Source organism: Acinetobacter sp. AM (assembly GCF_003105055.1).
GTDB classification, from domain to species: domain Bacteria; phylum Pseudomonadota; class Gammaproteobacteria; order Pseudomonadales; family Moraxellaceae; genus Acinetobacter; species Acinetobacter tibetensis.
Window position 1 is genome coordinate 11719 of sequence record NZ_QETG01000030.1, and the last position, 21071, is coordinate 32789.

17 protein-coding genes are annotated in these 21071 nt (G+C 38.9%); 11 read left to right on the top strand and 6 right to left on the bottom strand.

Annotated features, from left to right (window positions below; all coding sequences use genetic code 11):
• The first annotated feature begins 189 nt into the window (after window positions 1-189).
• From DCO44_RS14180 to DCO44_RS14190, 3 genes are all read left to right on the top strand, one after another.
• Window positions 190-1482, top strand: a complete 1293-nt coding sequence (locus DCO44_RS14180) for a dicarboxylate/amino acid:cation symporter (protein WP_116762996.1) — start codon at window positions 190-192, stop codon at window positions 1480-1482.
• A gap of 1020 nt (window positions 1483-2502) precedes the next feature.
• The gene (locus tag DCO44_RS14185; protein ID WP_116762998.1) at window positions 2503-2727 is read left to right on the top strand and encodes a hypothetical protein; all 225 of its coding nucleotides are present in this window, start codon (window positions 2503-2505) and stop codon (window positions 2725-2727) included.
• A gap of 168 nt (window positions 2728-2895) precedes the next feature.
• On the top strand, window positions 2896-3009 hold the full coding sequence (locus tag DCO44_RS14190) for a hypothetical protein (protein WP_116763000.1): 114 nt from the start codon (window positions 2896-2898) through the stop codon (window positions 3007-3009).
• Window positions 3010-3120: 111 nt separating this feature from the next.
• On the opposite strand, the gene DCO44_RS14195 is transcribed toward DCO44_RS14190, so the two are convergent.
• From DCO44_RS14195 to DCO44_RS14210, 3 genes are all read right to left on the bottom strand, one after another.
• Window positions 3121-4518 (bottom strand): PLP-dependent aminotransferase family protein, encoded by a 1398-nt coding sequence (locus DCO44_RS14195; RefSeq protein ID WP_116763002.1) that lies wholly within the window; start codon window positions 4516-4518, stop codon window positions 3121-3123.
• A 213-nt stretch (window positions 4519-4731) separates the two neighbouring features.
• A complete protein-coding gene (gene cydB, locus DCO44_RS14205; protein WP_116763006.1) occupies window positions 4732-5736 on the bottom strand; it encodes a cytochrome d ubiquinol oxidase subunit II in 1005 nt (334 codons plus the stop codon).
• Window positions 5729-7198: a cytochrome ubiquinol oxidase subunit I gene (locus DCO44_RS14210; protein WP_116763008.1), complete on the bottom strand. Its 1470-nt coding sequence runs from the start codon at window positions 7196-7198 to the stop codon at window positions 5729-5731. Before DCO44_RS14210 ends, cydB begins: the two co-directional genes overlap by 8 nt.
• A gap of 291 nt (window positions 7199-7489) precedes the next feature.
• On the opposite strand from DCO44_RS14210, the gene DCO44_RS14215 reads away from it, so the two are divergent.
• From DCO44_RS14215 to DCO44_RS14245, 4 genes are all read left to right on the top strand, one after another.
• The gene (locus DCO44_RS14215; protein WP_116763010.1) at window positions 7490-8305 is read left to right on the top strand and encodes a hypothetical protein; all 816 of its coding nucleotides are present in this window, start codon (window positions 7490-7492) and stop codon (window positions 8303-8305) included.
• A 963-nt stretch (window positions 8306-9268) separates the two neighbouring features.
• Window positions 9269-9946 (top strand): ribulose-phosphate 3-epimerase, encoded by a 678-nt coding sequence (gene rpe, locus DCO44_RS14235; RefSeq protein WP_116763012.1) that lies wholly within the window; start codon window positions 9269-9271, stop codon window positions 9944-9946.
• 28 nt (window positions 9947-9974) lie between these two features.
• Complete coding sequence (gene hemE, locus DCO44_RS14240; RefSeq protein WP_116763014.1) at window positions 9975-11039, top strand: uroporphyrinogen decarboxylase; 1065 nt, start codon at window positions 9975-9977, stop codon at window positions 11037-11039.
• A gap of 19 nt (window positions 11040-11058) precedes the next feature.
• Complete coding sequence (locus DCO44_RS14245; protein WP_116763016.1) at window positions 11059-11496, top strand: MarR family winged helix-turn-helix transcriptional regulator; 438 nt, start codon at window positions 11059-11061, stop codon at window positions 11494-11496.
• 116 nt (window positions 11497-11612) lie between these two features.
• On the opposite strand, the gene DCO44_RS14250 is transcribed toward DCO44_RS14245, so the two are convergent.
• Complete coding sequence (locus DCO44_RS14250; protein ID WP_116763018.1) at window positions 11613-15092, bottom strand: indolepyruvate ferredoxin oxidoreductase family protein; 3480 nt, start codon at window positions 15090-15092, stop codon at window positions 11613-11615.
• Between the two features lie 203 nt (window positions 15093-15295).
• On the opposite strand from DCO44_RS14250, the gene DCO44_RS14255 reads away from it, so the two are divergent.
• Window positions 15296-16234 carry a LysR family transcriptional regulator gene (locus DCO44_RS14255; protein ID WP_116763020.1) on the top strand — a complete coding sequence of 313 codons (939 nt, stop codon included), beginning with the start codon at window positions 15296-15298 and terminating at the stop codon, window positions 16232-16234.
• 392 nt (window positions 16235-16626) lie between these two features.
• Here DCO44_RS14255 and DCO44_RS14260 read toward each other — a convergent pair whose 3' ends face one another.
• Together DCO44_RS14260 and DCO44_RS14265 are read right to left on the bottom strand one after the other, a co-directional pair.
• Complete coding sequence (locus DCO44_RS14260) at window positions 16627-17625, bottom strand: NADP-dependent oxidoreductase (protein WP_116763022.1); 999 nt, start codon at window positions 17623-17625, stop codon at window positions 16627-16629.
• A gap of 55 nt (window positions 17626-17680) precedes the next feature.
• Entirely contained in the window at window positions 17681-18484 is an 804-nt protein-coding gene (locus DCO44_RS14265; protein ID WP_116763024.1) for an oxidoreductase, read from the bottom strand.
• A 231-nt stretch (window positions 18485-18715) separates the two neighbouring features.
• Here DCO44_RS14265 and DCO44_RS14270 point away from each other — a divergent pair, with 231 nt between their 5' ends.
• The 3 genes from DCO44_RS14270 to DCO44_RS14280 are packed head-to-tail and all read left to right on the top strand — an operon-like array spanning window position 18716 to window position 21067.
• Complete coding sequence (locus DCO44_RS14270) at window positions 18716-19729, top strand: alpha/beta fold hydrolase (RefSeq protein ID WP_116763026.1); 1014 nt, start codon at window positions 18716-18718, stop codon at window positions 19727-19729.
• Window positions 19730-19769: 40 nt separating this feature from the next.
• Window positions 19770-20633 carry an alpha/beta fold hydrolase gene (locus DCO44_RS14275; RefSeq protein WP_116763028.1) on the top strand — a complete coding sequence of 288 codons (864 nt, stop codon included), beginning with the start codon at window positions 19770-19772 and terminating at the stop codon, window positions 20631-20633.
• A 47-nt stretch (window positions 20634-20680) separates the two neighbouring features.
• A complete protein-coding gene (locus tag DCO44_RS14280) occupies window positions 20681-21067 on the top strand; it encodes a helicase (RefSeq protein ID WP_116763030.1) in 387 nt (128 codons plus the stop codon).
• Window positions 21068-21071 lie beyond the last annotated feature (4 nt).

Sequence of the window (21071 nt, forward strand, 5' to 3'; positions counted from 1 at the left end):
AACAATCACTATGCATTTTTTGCATGGATAAATACTTTTTTGCATTGTTAATTTGAATTGATATTGTTTAGATTCTGCCAAGCACCCCTAAGTCAAATGGATATTTGGCATAGTAGGAAGAAAATCATAACATCCTATAAAACAATAGGATGTTTTTATCGATTTTAGGGTATTAAAAGGAAATTTTATATGAATCAGAAGAAACTATTAAAGTTTATTCTAGTTGCCATGGTATCAGGAATATTAATTGGTTGGCTTTTTCATAGCAATTTGAGCATTACTCAGGCTGAAAACATCGCTTCATATTTTAAGATTCTTACAGATGTATTCTTAAGATTAATTAAAATGATTATTGCACCATTGGTATTTGCGACGATCGTCTCTGGTCTCATCTCAATGGGTAAATCATCATCTTTAGGTTCAATTACACTTAAAGCAATGAGTTGGTTCATTGGCGCTTCACTTATTTCTCTACTTTTGGGTATGGGTCTAGCCAATTTATTTCAACCTGGCGCAGGTATGAATCTCCCAATACCGACTGCACCAGTTGATGTAGGTGTAACAGCAACGAATCTAAGCTTACAAACCTTCATTACGCACATTTTCCCAAAAAGCTTCGCTGAAGCCATGGCGAATAATGAAATTCTACAGATTCTGGTATTCTCCATTTTCTTTGGTTCTGCATTAGCATACGTCCATCATCAGCAAGATGAAGGTACGGTAATTGCAAAAATTATTGATGAATTATGCCGTGTCATGTTCCGTATTACAGACTATGTCATGACATTTTCACCAATTGCTGTGTTCGCAGCAATTGCATCGGCCATTACCTTAAAAGGCCCGCAAATTATTCTCGACTATAGTGTTTTTATTGGCGAGTTCTATGCAAGTTTATTGATTCTTTGGGTAATCATTATTGGTGTTGGCTATATTTTTCTTAAAAAGGATGTTTTCCGTTTACTTAAAACAGTACGTGAACCAACCCTTTTAGGTTTTGCCACTGCAAGTAGTGAATCAGCTTATCCAAAGCTTATGGTTGCTTTAGAAAAATTTGGTGTACCTAAGCGTATTATCAGTTTTGTACTGCCATTAGGTTATTCATTTAATTTAGATGGCTCAATGATTTATATGTCTTTTGCGGTGTTATTCATTGCACAAGCCTATAACATTGAATTAAGTCTATCTCAGCAAATCTTAATGCTTTTAACCTTGATGATTACCAGTAAAGGAATTGCAGGTGTATCTCGTGCTTCATTGGTGGTTATTGCGGCAACATTGTCGATGTTTAAACTACCAGAAGCAGGTATTTTGCTTATTCTAGCAGTTGACCATTTCCTAGATATGGGACGTACCGCAACCAACATTATTGGTAACAGTGTTGCAACTGCTGTAATTGCTAAAACTGAAGGCAATAAAGTTGAAGAGCACGAAAGCGTTTTGGCGCAACCGCTCATTCCAAATGATCAAAATGCATCATCCTAAGCAATCAAAATCATTGTATTACTGAAAAGACATCGCTTAGGCGATGTCTTTTTTTATAATAAAAAACAATAATTTACAATAAGGTTCAAGGGTTGGTGCTAAACGTTTTCACTTTTTCTTATTATAGAATAAGATAAGCAGCACAAGAATGATCGCCATGATGAATGTAATAATAATTGTTTCCATAGCTTGACCTATTTGGTATAGATTCACTCTAATTTTAACATAGACTTAAAGACTCAGACCACTTTTTCCTTGAGAGTTAAGTTTTAAGTTACACCCATGTTTATTTGCCTTTACACTCAATGCTTTCATCAGATTGATCTCTGTTTAGAGTCAATTCCAATAAACAGTAAGAACATTGAATAGGTTTTTATATAATAAATTTGCTAGAGAAATAAAAACTCGTTGATTACATAATATGTGGGATAAGTTAGCCCTGAAGTGTGTTGTAAGTTACTCTGCATATTTTACCCTATACTGCCCGAATCACGAATAGCCATTGATTTAAGACACGAGAGAATAGAACCCTCTGTTGAGTGACCATACAAAGTGCATAAGACTGCTCCTTATGTTTGGTAGTCTCTAATTCTTTTGTGTAATTGATGATCACTTTCTTCAATTTTTATCAATTAATTCGGAATTTATAGAGTAAAACTTATGTTACATAAGAATTTTTTCTGTTTAACTCAGCATTGCCGAAAGTCGCTTAATTACATATGTGTTCTCATTCCTATGATTACACAGCTTTTTTGCAGTATTAAAACTTAAGAATAGTCATCTATTCAAAAGCACGCTGTGCTAGCAATGAGCTTAGGCAAGGTTCACATTCAATATAGACTTCTTTTATGGCTGTAAAATTGTTAAATTAATAAAGTAGGCTTAATCACAAAATGATCAAAAATAGAGAGCTGTATCAATAAAATTAACTGTGAATCACTACAGGTGATGAAGACAAAAACTGAGGATGTTGTTCAAAACAACGCCTCTAAATTTATTCCGTGACTTAGGATATTCCTTATGTCAAATTTTATCATTATTGCTAAGCAATCGGGCAGAGAAGTGTATTATGGCACTCGCGAATGTAAGCAAACCATACTAGGTTCGCTTCCAGAGTGGTTGACTAGCTTAAATGATGGTAATTGTCATTATACGGAAAAAAGAGCAAAGGAATTGGCGCTACTTTTGCAATCCCATTATCAGAATTCTGATCAAATCACGGATATTTCTGTTCAAGAAATATAAAGCATTCTATCGATTATTTTTCAAGATACAGCAATAAGCTAAAAACCAATGTTTTGAATGATATACATATCCTATCTGTTATATTGATTTCAGCGTGAACTGTACCTATTGTTAAATTTTATAGGTAGTAAAATAACCACAAAGTTAGCGCAGCTCTAGGTATTCACAATGAATTTTTTACTTAAAAAAAATAAGGCATGGTTTGTATTCTTTATCATTACCTTATATTCATTTCTCGGGTTCTTCATCGGCTTCATTATCTGGGAATATTTTTTAAACTAAGCTCTCCTTGTCGCAATATAAAGCCCGCTTATAAATAGATAAACACTTTACATATTTATATTGCTCGGAACGAATCGGATAAATCTTTATATATTTGCTGACAAAAATGAGCTATCGCTCTGAAATCTGGGCGATAAAAATATCTAATTTTTTGATCATTTCATCGTTCATTTCGAAAGAACAGTTGATACGAATATGGTTTTGCTTTTTATTTTTTCGATAAAAAAGAATACTGGGTGCCACACCAATATCATTCAAAATCAGTTTTTCATAAATGCGACTGCTATCGATATGTTCTGGTAGGGTAATCCATAGAAAATAGCCTGATGGATAATAACTGACCTGACAGTCTTCGGGCAAAGCCTTTATTAGATATTGATAATATTGGTTTTTTAACCGTTTCAGTGTATTTCTCAAGCTTTTTAAATGTTTTTCGTAATGGCGATGCGTCAGATAATCTGCCAGTGCATTTTGAATAAAGGAGTTCACCGAAATGGTGCTCATTAATTGCAGATGCTGTATATGTTCAGAAAATTTTCCTGCATAGACCCAACCTACACGAAAGCCCGCACCCAGCGTTTTAGAAAAAGAAGAGCAGTGTAGTACCAAATTTTGCTGATCATAATATTTCATTGAAAGTGGCTTTTTTTGATCGTAATAAAGCTCCTCGTAAACATCATCTTCAATTAAATAAATTTCATGCTCATGTAAGAGTTTTGCCAGTTCAAATTTTATGTCTTCATTCACCGTAAATCCAATTGGATTGTGGCTATTCAGCATAAGCAAACAAACTTTAATGGGGTAGGTTGTGATTGCTTTTTTAAAGGCTTCCAAATCTAAGCCATGTTCGGGATGCTCTGGAATAGTAATGACTTTTAAACCCAAATTTTCAGCAGCTTGCCATGCACCATAGAAAATAGTTTCTTGTAGAAGAATATAATCGCCTGCTTGAGTCATGGCTTTCAGTGATAGATTTAAAGCATCTAACCCGCCAGAAGTAATGACGATGTCTGAAGGATCGGTTGGAATGCCTTGCATGCAATAACGTTGGGCAATCTGTTTTCTTAATTCATAATTACCAGGAGGCAAACTCGGCGTTTGTTCATAGCTAATACGATGCTTCGCCTGTTGCGCTAAGGTTTGCATCAGCTTAGGGGAGTAAAGTAATTGACTATTCGGAAATGCGCTCCCCAAAGGCACAATTTTTTCCGATTGAATTGATTTTAAATATCTAAAAACCAAAGAGTTGATTTCTATTTTTTCATTCAAAACAACTTTTTTGGCCAAGGCAACCTGTAACGGATTTTCAGCCACAAAATAGCCTAATTTCTCTTTTGAATAGATAAGTCCTTGTGCTTCGAGTTCTTGATATGCATTCATGACAGTAATCAGGCTAAATCCTGATGCTTCGGCTTGTTGGCGTAAAGAAGGAAGCTTTTCGTGTGGCTTCCAAGTCCCCGTTTCAATCAGATGTTTTAGACTTAGTGCAAGTTGTTCTGATTTATACATAAGGTGTCATGCTCATATAAGAAATGGATAGCTGTATTCACACAGCTACCCAAAGTTTAAAGTAGGAGGTTTATGATTAATATGCAAAGCTTAATAAAAGTCTAAAGAATCCAGCAATTAAGCCAAGTGATAAGAAACCTAAACACCATAATAAAATAAACCATGCTGTTGGACTTAATCGATTTTGCAATTTTTGCATTGTCGTTATCTCCATTAATGATAGCCTTCATCACCTATACGCACTTTGTCACGAAATACCCAATAGGACAAAAAGGTGTAGATCAAAATAATTGGAATTAGAATGATGGCGCCCACCAATGCAAATTTCATACTGGATTCAGGTGCCGCTGCTTGCCAGATGGATACAGAAGGAGGAATGATATTTGGCCACAAACTAATCACAAAGCCTGTAAATGCGAGGAAGACTAAACCTAGTGTAAAAACAAACGGTTGAACGTCTTTTTGCTGTGCACAAGCTTTAAGAATTAATCCAGATAAAATCAGAACCAAAACAGGCACAGGGCTAAAATAATAAAGATTCGGCAGGCTAAACCAACGCTGCGCAATTTCTGGATGGCTCAATGGTGTATACAAACTGACCGCGCCAAATACAACCAATAAAACCATGATCAGCTTGGGCATCAAGCCATACATTTTGTGTTGTAAATCTGCCTCGGTTTTCATAATCAGCCATGCACAACCTAAGGCTGCATACATAATTACAACGCCAAACCCGACAAATATCGAAAATGGCGTTAACCAATCGAGTGCACCACCACTATAAATGCCATTCTGAGTTTCAATCCCTTGAATATAAGCACCTAAAATGACACCTTGGAAGAAACTTGAGAAAAAAGAACCCCCTATAAACGCTAAATCCCACAAGTGTTTGGTGCGATGTGCTTTAAAACGGAACTCAAAAGCCACGCCTCTAAAAATCAATGCCACGACCATCAGAATGATTGGCATATACAGTGCAGATAGAACCGTTGAATAAACCAAAGGAAAGGCGGCAAATAATCCTGCTCCGCCTAAAACCATCCAAGTTTCATTGCCATCCCATACAGGTGCAACCGTATTCATCATTACATCGCGTTCTGGTTGCCCTTGAATAAATGGGAAAAGAATACCTATGCCAAGGTCAAAACCATCCATGACCACATAAATTAATACACCCAACCCAATAATACCGACCCAAACTAAAGCCAAATCAATCATGGTGCTTCTCCTTGTGATCAAGGTTATTATCGTTTGGTCGGCCTTCGGTCGTATCGATAGCTTCATCAACCGCACTTAAAGGTCGCATTGGTGTTTTAAAATGCCCCACACCTGTGGGATGCGTATCTATCCTGTCTATAGCGGTTGGACCAGCTTTGATCAAACGCAACATGTAGTAAATGCCTGCACCAAATACAACGGTATAGACCAGTACAAAAATAATTAAACTGATACCCACTTGATTAGCGGTGACCGTCATGGACAAGCCATCTTTGGTACGCAAAACGCCGTAGACGACCCAAGGCTGACGACCAACTTCTGTTGTGACCCAACCTGCAAGTAAGGCGATGTAACCCGTTGGTCCCATAATCGTGGCGAACTTATGAAACCAACTGCTTTCATATAGGTTGCCTGTTTTACGCAACCATAATGCGGTGAGTGACATTAACACCATCAGCATGCCGAGCCCCACCATCACGCGGAAACTCCAGAACACCACGGGAACAGGTGGGCGATCTTCAGGGGCAAAATCTTTTAAGCCTGTGACTTTGCCATCTACAGAATGGGTGAGAATTAAACTACCTAAATTAGGCACACCAATCTCCATCATATTCCGTTCATTTTCCATATCAGGTAAGGCAAATAACAGTAAAGGCATTCCATGATCATGATTGGTTTCCCAATGACCTTCTATCGCAGCCAATTTGCTGGGTTGATGCTCTAAGGTATTCAAACCATGTTGATCCCCAATCGCTACTTGCAGACAGGAAGTTGCAAGCACCATCCATAGACCCATCGAAAAGGATTTTTTTACCAATTCATCACGGCGCCCTTTGAGTAAATGCCATGCAGCAGTGCCCACCACCAATAATGAGGACACAAGGAATGCTGCCGTTGCCATATGTGCAAAGCGATATGGGAAAGAGGGATTAAATACAATAGCCCACCAGTCAGTAGGCACAATAATGCCATTTTCTATGGCAAAGCCTTGTGGTGTCTGCATCCAACTATTGGATGACAAAATCCAAAACATGGAAATACAGGTTCCAATAGCGACCATAAGGGTTGCAAAAAAATGGGCTTTGGGATGCACACGTCCCCAGCCGAACAACATGATACCTAAGAAGCCCGCTTCAAGGAAAAAAGCACTGAGGACTTCATAAGTGAGCAAAGGCCCTGTGATGGAACCCGAAATTCGTGAAAATTCACTCCAGTTGGTACCAAATTGATATGCCATGACGATGCCAGAGACAACGCCCATAGCAAAAGCCACAGCAAAAATTTTGATCCAATACTTGAAGAGATCTTTATAAATTGGATTTTGAGTACGTAACCATTTCCATTCAAGCAGGGCTAGAAAGCAGGCTAAACCTATCGAGGTGGCTGGAAATATAATATGAAAAGAAACGGTGAAAGCAAATTGAATTCTAGCCAGTTCTAGCGCAGTTAACCCGAGGCTCATAGGAACCTCCACTGCAAACCATAGCAAAGAGGGTTGAGAGAAACACAGCGTAGTGCAGTGTAATGACAAACTATAGATCGTTTCATAAAAACTACCTACTTTGAATAATTGCTTAGATTTTGCAGGACAATAAACTCAAGCTGTAGGTACAAAATGCCAATAATAAAAATATAACAGAACCAATCGTATTTGAAACTTCTGTTATATTTTATTTATATATTCTTGTAGCTACTTATCAGGATAAAATGAGATAAGAATAGATCAATATGAATAGATTTGGTCGCTAATGAAATGTTTGTAACCCAGAGTTTAAACAGTATTCCTGAAATTGTTGAAAATGAAATTTTTTCCGAAGTACTGCAAAAGAAGCTTGCGCAACACTATGTCAATTTAGAGGCAACATTACTTCGGGCTAAAGTCTTACGCGAGCTCTCAAAATCTAAAGTGCACTATATTGTTCAATCTGCAATTCAAGCACATCAGTACAATGTGGCGTATTTATTTTCTCCTTTTGTTCTTGCAAACCTGAACCAAAAGGTCATCTACCAGAGTCCAGCAACCAATGCTGTTTTGAATATTTTAAATCCATATTATCAGACAGGGAAAAGCCAAAATCTTAAAGTAGATGCTGCGCTAGAAGCGCTCAATTTGTATTTAGATTTGAGTTATCTAGAGTTTAATGCTGTCGATTTCTTTTATTATTCCTTACTCAAGGCACTTTCTAGAACAGATGTCTCCAATATCTATCTGATCACTGACTTAAAGCTGAATCGACAGAAGATAAAGGAACTTGAGCAATTTTTAAAAATTCAAATTCATATTATTCAAACTGATCCATATGACCAAATCACAGATTGTACTGAACTTAACATGCATAAGTTACTGTTTAAACGTAAAGATGAAACTTATATCGAAATATGTGAAAAATTTTCAAAACTAAACGCACAATTACTCTGCGCGAATGGAAGTTATAGTTTGGAACAGGCATCCCGACTGATTGAAGACATGTTTTATGCAGAACATATTTATGAAAAATTATCGGTTTATGCTGAATACATTCAGACTTGCTTACAGAAGGATGTCTCAGGTCTAAAGATAACGGCTTAACTGATGCTGTTAAAACTCTGTTCAGGCATCTAGCAAAAAACTGGGTGGTAAGAAGTAAATATTTGCGTTTGCTCAATGCACTACCACTTATTTAATCAGATACTTACGCTCAAATGAACAAATCTATCATCAAGGCGGGGCGTTTCGGCTGTGTGTCATGGTGTCGCTGGATTATTGGCTTTAAAAGATGAGCAAGGGCAACCGTCAATTACACATCATCAAATTACGGAATTTTCCAACGAAGAAGTATTTGTTAAGCACGGAAGTAAACTGATAACTGCCTAAACTCAAGAGGTTTTAAACAATTGTTTAAACCTAGTGACAGTATTTTTTAAATATCCTATTTGACATAAAACCATTTGAGATGCAATTATCCAAAATATTACTTTGCGCACAAAGTAATATTTTTGTAGAATAATGCTCTAATTATAGAAGTACAAATTATTGGATTTTTTTAAAATGAATCGTGCTATATATATTTTATTGAAAATAAAAAAATGGGGAACGCTAACTTTATGATGAAAGCCAATAAAGAAAAAGCTTCCAAGAATTAATAAATGCTTTGCCAGAATATGTTGATATTTTTTATGCGCTCAAAGTTAATCCGAACCTATCGGTTGTCAAATTAATTAAGTCTTACGGCGGCAACACAGAAGTATGTTTTAACGATGGCGACATGATCCTCGGCTCACTTTATCAGAACCAATTCAGTCGACTGATGAACAAGCCGGTTGCTTTCTAAACCCAATTATTGTCCTTTGACTATTCTACTTGGAACAAGTTGATTATTTGTTGGTGATAAATTTCGCTCAAAGTCCCAGTATTTAGGAAACAATGCAAAAGTAAGCGGGTACGAAGGTGGTCATCGCTTACATTTAGAAAACTTAAGTCACGAGATGATTTTGGATATCAAATCCTCTTTTGCAAATCATTGATAACTATTTTTATATTTAGGCTCTTTATATGAATGACATTTGGATTGCTCCCTCAATTCTAGCAGCAAATTTCGCCCGTTTAGGTGAAGAAGTGACGTCGGTATTAGATTCTGGTGCAGATATGATTCACCTTGATATTATGGACAATCACTATGTTCCCAACTTAACCATGGGGGCCCAAGTTTGTTCTGCACTTAGGTCTGAAGGAATTCAAGCACCGATAGATGTGCATCTGATGGCTTCACCAGTAGATTCCTTGATCGTTGATTTTGCAAAAGCGGGTGCAAACTATATCTCTATTCACCCTGATGCCACTATTCATTTAGATCGTTCAATTCATCTGATTAAAGACCTAGGATGCAAAGCTGGTTTGGTGTTCAACCCAGCAACTTCGCTTGATTCGTCTAAATATCTGATGGATAAAATTGATTTAATGCTCATTATGTCGGTAAATCCAGGATTTGGCGGACAAAAATTTATACCTGCTGTTCTTCCTAAAATTGCTGAGGCACGAAAGTTAATCGATTCAAGTGGTAGAAATATTCGTCTTGAAGTGGATGGTGGCGTGAATGCGAGTAATATCGCTGAAATTGCTAAATGGGGCGCAGATACATTCGTAGCTGGAACGGCGATCTTCAATACTTCTAATTATCAAGAAGCTATTTCAGAAATGAAAAATGCTGCGAATCATAATCGCATTAGCTAAATCCCCATCTATATAATTAGAGTCTCAAATGACAAACTTTGCACCGCTTAAAAATACTAACTTTATTAGAGCCTTACAAAAACAACCCTTAGATCGAACACCAATCTGGATGATGCGCCAAGCTGGGCGCTATCTTCCTGAATATCGAGCAGTACGTAAAATGGCAGGAAATTTCATTAATTTAATGAAAACACCTGACTATGCAACTGAAGTAACTTTGCAGCCTATTCGACGTTATGATTTAGATGCAGCGATTGTATTTTCTGATATTTTGACTATTCCTGATGCAATGGGCTTAGGTTTATATTTTGAAGAAAATCATGGGCCTAAATTCAAAAACCCTATACGTTCTGAACAAGCGATCAATAATTTAGAGATTCCTTCCCAAGAATCTTTATCTTACGTATATCAAACAGTCAGCCAATGCCGTCATGAGCTCAATGGTCAAGTTCCACTGATTGGTTTTTCTGGAAGTCCGTGGACATTGGCTTGTTATATGGTCGAGGGACAGGGTTCAAAAGATTTTATAATTATAAAAAGTATGCTTTATAGCAACCCGAAAATCTTACATCAATTACTAGAAAAAAATGCTCAAGCCGTTGTACAGCATCTTAAATGTCAGGTGGAGGCTGGTGCACAGGCCATCATGATTTTTGATACGTGGGGAGGGTTACTAAGTCGAGCTGCTTATCAAGAGTTTTCTCTCAGGTACATTACCTTTATTTTAGATAGTTTAAAAAAACAGTTAGGTGAGCATTCAGTTCCTTCAATTGTCTTTACAAAAGGAGGTGGTCAATGGCTTGAAGAAATGGCAGGATGTGGAGCTAATGCTTTAGGACTCGACTGGATGACTGATCTGGATTTAGCACGTCAGCGAGTGGGTTCTAAAATTGCCTTACAAGGTAATCTCGACCCCGCAGTATTACTTGCCCCTGATTCTGTCATTCAAAACGAAGTGAATAAAATCATGACATCTTTTTACGGAAAACAAAAAGATGATACAGGTTTTGTGTTTAACTTGGGGCATGGAATTTCGAAGGAAACAAACCCAGATTCGGTGTCCGTGTTAATTGAGGCTGTTCATCGTTTTTAATTTTTTCAGGACATAACAGATGAGTTCGATGCTAGATACATTTAATTTTGACAAAATGCTCTGTTTTACACTGTATTCGACGACGAATGCTATGATGCGAAACTACACCAAACCATTATCTGAACTTGGAATAACATATCCTCAACTTCTGGTGTTGGCTGCTCTTTGGAATCAAAATCACTTGTCATCTAGCGAACTGAGTGAGCAAACTTTGTTTGATCTTGGTTCACTCACCCCAATCATTAAACGACTTGAGAAATCAGGTTTTATTGTAGTAGCTGTAGATACACTTGATCGTCGTCGAAAATATATTTCATTAACCGAATCTGGTCAGAATTTAAAAGATCCTGTCGCAAAAATCTTCCAAGACACCAAGTGCAAACTCAATCTTGATGAAAATGAAGTGGATTCGACTTTAAAAGTCTGTGCAAAAATTAAATGTGAACTCAAGCTTTAGACATGTTAGCTATTAAATTGTAAATATAAAGTAGCTGAACCTGATCTATAACCTGAGTCTCAATACAGCCAAGTTTGATCCTGTATCAGCTACTTATTTAGATAAATCCCTTTCCTTTATTCATGTTCTTTACGAAGACTCAATGAAAGTTCATCCCAACGTTGTATCGCCGTGTCCATCGCTTGCATTTTAACATGACCAAAACCGCGTACATCTGCTGGTAATTGGGCGATTTGTTCAGCAACAGATAAGTCATAATTTTCAGGTGCAGAACTAATCGCGTTGACAAATGCGATATAACGATCACGCCACGCATGTTCTTTCTGACGTTCTTGCTGTAAAGCAAATGGATCAAGGAATGTTTCTCTAAGCCACTGTAATCGACCAAGAATCATCATTGGAATACGCATCCAATATCCGAAAGCACGTTTGCGTATAGCACTATGAGCACCCAAAGCAGGAGGAGCTAAGTGATAGGTTAAACGTAGACCTTGACCGAACTGGCTTTCAATCGTTTGTTTAAAGCTTTTTCCTGTGAGTAAGCGCGCAACTTCGTATTCATCTTTATAGGCCATGACTCGATATAGCTGTGTCGCAATGGTTCCAGCGAGTTCTTCGGGCAATACTTTGGCAGCTTGTTCCACAAGTGTTCGATACTGAGTTGCATAATCTTGATTCCAATACTCGACCAGACGCGCAGAACGATCTTCAACGAGTTCGGCCAACGTGGTTGGTTTACGCGTTGTTGGTATGGTTGCAATAATGCGTTTGGCTAAGTCAGGGTCATTCATCAGATGACAACCGATGCGAAAAGCTTCAAGGTTTTTTTCAGCAGCAGTGCCATTCAGATGGATTGCCTGCTCAATACTTTCACGCTTCAACGGAATCTGACCTGCTTGCCAAGCCATACCAAGTAATATCTGATTTGCAAAGATCGCATCACCCAGCACTTGTGTGGCAATTCGTGTTGCAGGTAAAGATGTGAGTTTTCCCTGTGTGGTTCGACCACGAAGTCGATGAATCAAATCTGTAATTGGGGCATACCAATCACGAGACCCAAGGAAATCAGAAGTAGGGGAACCATCTTCATTGACGATGACAACAGCATCAGTTTTTAAGCGAGACAGTGCTGCATTGCTGCCTGCAACAATCGCATCTGCACCGATTAATAAATCACATTGACCCGCAGGGATTTTGGTTGCAGAGATTTGCTCATCTTCTGTCGCAAGTTGTATGTAGGAATAAACCGTGCCCCCTTTTTGGGCCAGTCCAGCCATATCCATGATACGTGCCGCTTTACCTTCCAAATGAGCCGCCATTCCCAATAAAGCACCTGCTGTAACCACACCTGTACCACCCACACCACCGACCATAATACGGATGGGTTGTTGGTCAAGTTCAGGAAGGATTGGTTTTTCTGGCCAGCCAGCTTCTATACCTTTAAATATTTCTGGACGTTTCATATCGCGGGTATGCACCGTCACAAAACTTGGACAGAAACCTTCGACACAAGAAAAGTCTTTGTTACAACTGCTTTGATTGATTTGACGTTTCGTTCCTAACGCTGTTTCAACAGGTTCGATAGATAAACAGTTGGACTTTTTAGAACAGTCCCCGCAACCTTCACAAATCTCACTATTGATAAAAACTCGCTCTGCAACATCGGGATAAGCATTGCGTTTACGACGACGACGTTTTTCACTGGCACAGGTTTGAACATAAATTAATGCTGTAACCCCAGAAATCTCACGTAATTTGCGCTGAACATCATCTAGTTCATTTCTGTGGTAAATCTCGACGTGAGACGCAATACCTTCTTCGGCATGAATCAACTCTGGTTCATCCGTGACGATGACTTGTTTTGTGATGCCTTCAGCATCCAATTGTCGTGTTAACTGTGCCACGCTAAGATGACCATCGACATGCTGTCCACCCGTCATGGCAACGGCATCATTGTAGAGAATTTTGTAGGTTATATTGAGTTTTGCAGCAATCGCTTGGCGGATGGCCAGATAACCTGAATGGAAATAAGTTCCATCGCCTAGATTGGCAAAAATATGCTTTTCATTGGTGAAATGAGAAGCGCCAGCCCAACTCACGCCTTCACCACCCATTTGCGAGAACGTTTCTGTACCACGATCCAGTGAGACCGCAATAAAATGACAACCGATGCCACCTAATGCTCGACTACCTTCGGGTAAGGCAGTGGATGAATTGTGAGGGCAGCCGCTACAAAAGAAAGGTTTGCGTTCTGCAATATCCAGAACACGCCGTGACTCGTACTCTGCTTTTTCTAACAATTCAACTTTATTTTGAATTTGTGTTTTTAAACTTTCAGGAAGATCTAATTTTAAGAATCGAGCGGCCAACATTTTTGCAATCGGTTCAGGTTGGAACTCATAGTGACCAATCAAAGGCGCTTCATCAATCGATGTACTCCATTCGCCTTTGCCATCACAAGCTTTACCGATGACACGAGGGCGTTTGCCATCTGGCAGCGCATAGAGTTCATCTTTTATTTGTGCTTCAAGAATCGGGCGTTTTTCTTCTACAACAATCAGTTCTTCTAAACCTTCGGCAAATTCACGAAGACCTTGCGGCTCTAAGGGCCAAATTAAAGCCACTTGATACACTCTCAGACCAAGCTGTTGGGCTGTTTCGCCTTCAATTCCGAGAATACGTAAGGCTTCAATCGTATCTAAATAACCTTTACCACTGGCTGCAATACCAATACGCGCATCAGCACAATGCCATGTCACCTGATTCAGTTCATTTTCGCGCGCATAAGCCAATACAGCGGGTAAGCGATATTTATACAGACGTTCTTCTTGTTGAATCCCGTGATCTGGCCAACGAATATTGACACCATCTTCAGGCATTTGAACATTTTTGGGTAAAACAGGAGTGACTCGATCTAAATCCACATGAACAGAAGCAGAGGTTTCAACGATTTCACTGACTAACTTCATCGACGTCCATACACCAGAAAAACGTGACATTGCGACCGCATGTACACCTAAATCAAGAATTTGTTGTATGGAAGTCGGGTAAAAAATTGGAATGCCGCAACCGATCATGACATGTTCTGACTGGTGTGGAATACTCGAAGATTTACAAGAATGGTCATCACCAAAGAAGGCAACCACGCCACCTAACTCTGATGTTCCTGCAAGATTAGCATGACGCAGAACATCTCCTGAACGATCTACACCCGGACCTTTGCCATACCACCAAGCGGTCACACCATCGTATTTACCTTGACCTGCAAGGTTGGCTTGTTGGGTACCCCAAATTGCAGTAGCAGCGAGATCTTCATTTACGCCAGGTTGAAAAACCACATGATGGTCTTTGAGTATGCCTTCAACTTGCCAGAGAAAATTATCATAATTTCCGACAGGGGAACCACGATAACCAGAAATAAAACCAGCAGTATGATAACCGTTTAAAGTATCTCGCCGTGTTTGCGCAAGGGGTAAACGCACCATGGCCTGGATACCTGTCATGTAAGCAGTACCGTCATCACTTAAATATTTATCTTCAAGTGATACATCCTTGGTTGGAATTTTATGTGGAGTAAATTTTGTCGCGATATTCATTTATTTCTCCTTGGAATTTTGTAGTTCGAGCTACTTTCTTTTCTCAACATCCCGTTGAATATTTGGAGTAAATGACATACTAGAAAAAAGATTGATCAGTTCATTTAGGACAATAAAAACTGCTCAATGTATGTACATTAATGTCATTGTGATTGATCCAGACTGGTGCAACAATGCGTAATTAAGAAAAACATATTTACGTTATGCGCAAAAATCTTGATGGTGGATTACTCCATGCAATGCATGCTTTCCTAAAAGTCATTGATAGTGGAAGCTTTACCGCTGCCGCAGAGCAGATGGAACTGACAACAGCGCAAGTGTCCCGACTTATTAGTGAATTAGAAGGGCGTTTAGAAACAAAATTACTACAACGAACCACGAGACAGCACGCGTTGACCGATATTGGTGCAACTTATGCAGAGCAATGCCGTCAAGTGCTGGCAATGGTAGAAGAAGCTGAAGCGCAGGCGATGGGAATGGCGACCAAACCACAAGGGAAGTTACGTGTTTTGAGTATGGCAAGTTTTGGGCATCATTATGTGTCTCCAATGATGGCCGAGTTCTGTCAAACCTACCCAGAGCTTACAGTTGAGTACCGTACTTCGCAGAATGTCCCCGACCTTTTAGGTAAGGGAATTGATGTAAGTTTATATCTTACGGAATCTTTGGCTGACTCAAGATTTATGGCGCGTCAAATTGGGACAATATTTTCATTACTTTGTGCATCACCAACCTATTTAGAAAAATATGGTGAACCAAAATCATTAGATGATTTACAAAAACACGCATGTTTAAGATTGGTGAACCCATCTATTACACCGCAATGGCATCTCGTCAGTGAAAAGAGTTGTTCCTATCAAGTTGATATTACAGGGCCATTGATTGCAGATACACCAGAACTCTTACTGGACATGGTTCAACAAGATATGGGCATCGCATTGCTTCCAACCTTTACGGTGATTGAGGCGATACGTACTGGCAGATTACGTCGCATTTTAGCGGATTGGAGATCACCTGATATTGGTGTTTATACCTTACTACCATCGCGTCATTTTATTGATGCTAAAACAAGAACATGGTTAACGTGGGTTGAGCAGCATATTTCGCCTAAAATTCAGAGTGATACAAACTATTTTTTATGATCCTAATTTACGATTAAGCTCATTAAGGAAAGCATTAAATAAAAAGTAGATTTACCACAAACCACAGTCATAAATAAGATGCCGGTAAAGATTGCTGCGTGCGTAGATTACGACATAACCAATATTATGTTCATTCACGTACTCGGCACCGTGAATATAAATATACTAGGATTCACAAGGCTGAGCTGTTTTTGAGCTATTTATCAAATGAGCACAACCTCTAGTCATTTAGAAAAAATGATGGGCTTTTTCTAAATGACTAGCATCAATTCAAGCTTGACGAAACAGTGTCTATAAAATCGTTTGCTGTTTATCCAGTATTCATTTAGCTTCTTGTGAGACATTTAAGCCTGTTTGACCAAACAATTGATCATTCATATTTATCTCCGATCTTATTCAGAAATTTTTAAGATGACTTTACCTTTTGCTCGTCCAGTATTTACATATTGGAAAGCATCTTTAATTTCACTAAATTCATAAGTCTTATCGACTACCGGTTTAATTTTTCCAGCTTCGACCAATTGGGAAATTTTTGAGAGCTGCTGACCATTCGGCTGCATAAACAAAAATGAGTAGGTGATGCCTCTTTTTTTTGCTTTATTGCGAATTGACCAACTTAAAAGCGGGATAACACATTTCAATAACCAGTTGACTTTGATTGCCTCAGCAAAAGCACGATCAGGCGGACCAGAAATACTGATAAGTCGTCCACCACGTTTAAGAATATTCAGAGACTTCTCTAAAGTTTTTCCACCTTGCGTATCTAAAACTACATCATAGTCTTTAAGTTCTTGCTCAAAATCTGTCGTTTTATAGTCAACAATGATGTCGGCGCCTAGCTCTCTAACCCAACGAGCATTTTTACCACTTGTCGTTGTAGCAACAGTTGCACCTAGATGTTTAGCAAGCTGAATCGCAATTGAACCCACACCACCTGATCCCGCATGAATCAATACTTTTTGTCCTGCTTGAACTTTCGCAATTTCGACCAAAGCTTGCCATGCCGTCAACGAAACAAGCGGGAGAGAAGCCGCCAGTTCCATAGAAATATTTTGGGGTTTAAGTGCCAGTGAAGACTGTTGAGCCACTGTATATTCAGCAAAAGCGCCGTTTAAATCTGTCTTGGCATAGACTTCATCTCCAGCTTTAAACTGAGTAACGTTCGAGCCTACTTCTACGACTGTCCCTGCAAAATCATTACCTAAGATAAAAGGAAATTGAACGGGCAGAATTGCCTTAAATTCACCTTCTAAAACTCTTAAGTCGAGAGGGTTAATGCTGGCTGCATGAACTTTAACAAGCACAGCGTCTGCTGTCAGTGGTGGTTGAGATTGTTCATTGAGCTGTACGTCATCAATGTTGCCATAACGGCTAATGTAGGCTGCTTTCATTTGAAACCTCTATTTCTCGAAATTATTTTTAAAGTTTTATAGGCTTGGGTTTGTTCTAAACTTTCAAGCTGCGGTGAATTAATTTGTCAAAGATCTTTGCAGGTGCAAATCGTCTTAACGCTTTTAAGTTTTTTGCAGTTTTTCCTGCTGTGTAGCGTGGTACGACCTGTTGGCTTTGAATGACGGCTAAAATTGTATTGGCAACCACACTTGGGTCATCTGACTTATTAATTGAATGAATCATTTGTTTATGTAGCTTTTCACGCGTTTGATCGTAAAAAGAAATTTTATTGTCTGCTTCGAGTAAGTTTACTCCCAAAGACGTATTGGTGTAAGCAGGTTCAATAAGTGACACACGAATGCCTTGAGATCTTAATTCGTGATCTAAAGATTCAGAGTAACCTTCAAGTGCATGTTTTGATGCAGAGTAAAGTGCGCCAAAAGGCAGAGGTAAAAGCCCAAGAATTGAACTGATATTTAAGATCAATCCTGATTTTTTCTGGCGCATATGTGGAATCACTGCACGAGTCATTCGAACGGCACCGAAAAAGTTAGTATCAAAAATAGCCTGCGCTTGTTGCATTGAACTTTCTTCGGCACCAGCAGGTGCTATTGCAAACCCAGCATTATTAATTAAGACATCAATTCGACCTTCATTTGCAATTACTTTTTCAATGGCCTGCGTTACCGACTCGTCTTGGTTCACATCTAACTCAATAAGATGAAATTTATAGTTTGATGAATTTTTTGCTTGCCGGCTTGTGCCATAAACAATAAATCCTGCCTCATGTAAAAGGTCTGCGGTTGCTAAACCAATACCAGACGATGCACCTGTAATGAGAACCACTTTGCTGGTCATATCATGTTCCTTACTTAAACTTTGCCGCCTGAACGAGTGAATTCCGGCTTGATTTTTTCATCATAATCTAAAAATAAAATAGTTACTACTAAAAAGATAGTGACAAATAAATAATGTGGTCGTATAGTAAGTATTAAATGAGTAGTAACTGTGAAGGGCGTCGCTAATCTCAATAGATTGCTCATCGAAACAGTTAAATCAGTTGAATGAATAGTATTAGGATCAAAACAAATGAAATTTCTATTAAATACAATTGCTATGAGTTTGACGGCGATATCTATTTTTAGTGCTCCCTTAACTCAGGCAGAGGTTGTGCCATCGGTTTCTTTTAATGAACCATCAACTCAGGCACATAAAGTGTCATCAAGTGCTGTTAGCAATCCGCAAGCAGGGCAACACGCCGAGCAAGATACAAATTGGAAGAATGTACCAACTCAATTTATTAGTGCAGGTGGCGTTAACTTCGCTTACCGAGAATATGGTCAACAAAACGGTGGAACACCTATCATTTTCTTAAATCATTTAGCTGCTGTACTAGATAACTGGGATCCACGAATTATTGATGGAATTGCGGCTAAACATCATGTTGTTGTATTTGATAATCGCGGTGTTGGTGCTTCGACTGGTGAACCAGCAAAGTCAATTGAACAAATGGCAGATGATGCGATTACTTTCATTCAAGCAAAAGGCTTTAAGCAGGTTGATTTATTTGGCTTTTCGATGGGCGGCATGATTTCACAAGAGATTGCATTAAAACAGCCGAATTTGGTTCGAAAAATGATTTTATCGGGAACTGGCCCTGCGGGCGGTACTGGAATTAGTACCGTAGGGCGAATTTCAAATTGGGATTTAGTTCGTGGAATGGTGACTGGTCAAGACCCTAAGGTTTATCTATTTTTCACTCGTACAGAAAATGGTAAAGCTTCTGCAAAAGCCTTTATTCAACGTATTAATGAACGTACTGAAAACCGAGATAAAGAAATCACCATTTCTGCCTATCGTGCCCAGCTCAAAGCATTAAAAAAATGGGGAAGTAAAAAACCTGCTGACCTTTCTGTGATTCAACAACCTGTTCTTGTTGCCAATGGTGATCATGACCGAATGGTGCCAACAGTAAATACTTATGATTTAGCAAAGCGCTTACCTAATAGTTCACTTGTTATCTATCCAGATGCAGGTCATGGGGGAATATTTCAGTTTCATGATGATTTCGTAAAACAATCACTTACGTTTTTAGCTAAATAAAAATTAGCTTAATCAGAAACTTAAATTCAGGATAAAGACAATGACTACTATTACTCACCAAACAGCCGAGACCCAATTCATTGAAGTAGATGGAGCAAATTTTGCCTATCGTCGATGGGGTAATACAAATACAGAGCAACCACCGCTATTTTTTCTTCAGCATTTCCGAGGTGGTTTAGACAATTGGGATCCACTGATTACTGATGGTTTAGCGCAAGGACGTGAAGTCATTTTGTTTAACGGTCGCGGCGTTGCTTCATCTACTGGCCAGCCCCGTACTCGCATTGAAGATATGGCAGACGACGCGGCAGCAGTCATTCGTGCATTAGGCTTAAAGCAGGTTGACCTATTAGGCTTTTCACTGGGCGGGTTTCAGGCACAAGATTTAGTACGTCGCCATCCTGAACTCGTCAGAAAACTCATGCTTTTAGGTACGGGACCAAGAGGCGGTAAACCACGTGGAGATGATCCAGAAGTCGCTGCTTTGGTATTGAAGCATGCAACAACTGCTGTGCCTTCTGAAGAAAACTTCCTCTTTTTATTTTTTGGCCGATCTGAAGCTGCTATTCAGGCAGGTCATGAATTTTGGCAACGTCGCCATGAGCGTAAAAACCAAGATCCAGCAAGTTCAGTTGAAGTCATGCAGGCACAAATAGAAGCCAATATGCATTTTTTACCTAAACTTGATGAACAAGATCCTTTTGCACATTTACGTGAGATTAAACAACCTACTTTCATTTTAAATGGTGTCGATGATGTGATGATTCCAACCATCAATGCATATCACATGGCACTTAACATTCCAAACGCTCAGCTATTTATTTATCCCGATGCAGGACATGGTGCCCAATTTCAGTACCCTGAACGCTTCGTAAAACATGCAATACAGTTTTTAGATGAATAATGCCCATGAGTTCGGTCCATTCAATTTGATGAATCAAGAAGATAAAAATGATGAAATTTAAATTATTGCTGTGGATGCTGACCAAGCTCATGCAGCGTGCTGTAAAAAAGAACCCGAAATGCGCAGCTTATGTGAAAGATAAAAATGTCATCTTTCAGATTCAAACAGCAAGTGGTGAAGGCCGCTATTTCGAAGTAAAAAACGGCAAGATTAACTCTCATTCAGGGCTAACCAAGTCACCAAGTTTTACCTTTACGTTTAAAACGGGTAGCAAAGGGTTTGCCGTGTTGTCAGCGAAAGACAGTGTAAACACTTTTTTAACTGCACTTAAAACACAAGACCTTGTCATTACCGGAAATTTTGTGGATGTGATGTGGTTTCAAAGTTTAGTGGACTTTATTCAACCCCATTCAAAACCCTCTTTAACTGTGTGAGATA

Bases quoted from the DNA above. Each gene is read 5' to 3' on its own strand.
- DCO44_RS14180 (WP_116762996.1), top strand. From the start codon at position 190: ATGAATCAGAAGAAACTATTAAAGTTTATTCTAGTTGCCATGGTATCA.
- DCO44_RS14265 (WP_116763024.1), bottom strand. From the start codon at position 18,484: ATGACCAGCAAAGTGGTTCTCATTACAGGTGCATCGTCTGGTATTGGT.
- cydB (WP_116763006.1), bottom strand. From the start codon at position 5,736: ATGATTGATTTGGCTTTAGTTTGGGTCGGTATTATTGGGTTGGGTGTA.
- DCO44_RS14185 (WP_116762998.1), top strand. From the start codon at position 2,503: ATGTCAAATTTTATCATTATTGCTAAGCAATCGGGCAGAGAAGTGTAT.
- DCO44_RS14215 (WP_116763010.1), top strand. From the start codon at position 7,490: ATGTTTGTAACCCAGAGTTTAAACAGTATTCCTGAAATTGTTGAAAAT.
- DCO44_RS14195 (WP_116763002.1), bottom strand. From the start codon at position 4,518: ATGTATAAATCAGAACAACTTGCACTAAGTCTAAAACATCTGATTGAA.
- DCO44_RS14280 (WP_116763030.1), top strand. From the start codon at position 20,681: ATGATGAAATTTAAATTATTGCTGTGGATGCTGACCAAGCTCATGCAG.
- DCO44_RS14255 (WP_116763020.1), top strand. From the start codon at position 15,296: ATGCGCAAAAATCTTGATGGTGGATTACTCCATGCAATGCATGCTTTC.
- rpe (WP_116763012.1), top strand. From the start codon at position 9,269: ATGAATGACATTTGGATTGCTCCCTCAATTCTAGCAGCAAATTTCGCC.
- DCO44_RS14250 (WP_116763018.1), bottom strand. From the start codon at position 15,092: ATGAATATCGCGACAAAATTTACTCCACATAAAATTCCAACCAAGGAT.
- DCO44_RS14210 (WP_116763008.1), bottom strand. From the start codon at position 7,198: ATGAGCCTCGGGTTAACTGCGCTAGAACTGGCTAGAATTCAATTTGCT.
- DCO44_RS14260 (WP_116763022.1), bottom strand. From the start codon at position 17,625: ATGAAAGCAGCCTACATTAGCCGTTATGGCAACATTGATGACGTACAG.
- DCO44_RS14190 (WP_116763000.1), top strand. From the start codon at position 2,896: ATGAATTTTTTACTTAAAAAAAATAAGGCATGGTTTGTATTCTTTATC.
- hemE (WP_116763014.1), top strand. From the start codon at position 9,975: ATGACAAACTTTGCACCGCTTAAAAATACTAACTTTATTAGAGCCTTA.
- DCO44_RS14270 (WP_116763026.1), top strand. From the start codon at position 18,716: ATGAAATTTCTATTAAATACAATTGCTATGAGTTTGACGGCGATATCT.
- DCO44_RS14275 (WP_116763028.1), top strand. From the start codon at position 19,770: ATGACTACTATTACTCACCAAACAGCCGAGACCCAATTCATTGAAGTA.
- DCO44_RS14245 (WP_116763016.1), top strand. From the start codon at position 11,059: ATGAGTTCGATGCTAGATACATTTAATTTTGACAAAATGCTCTGTTTT.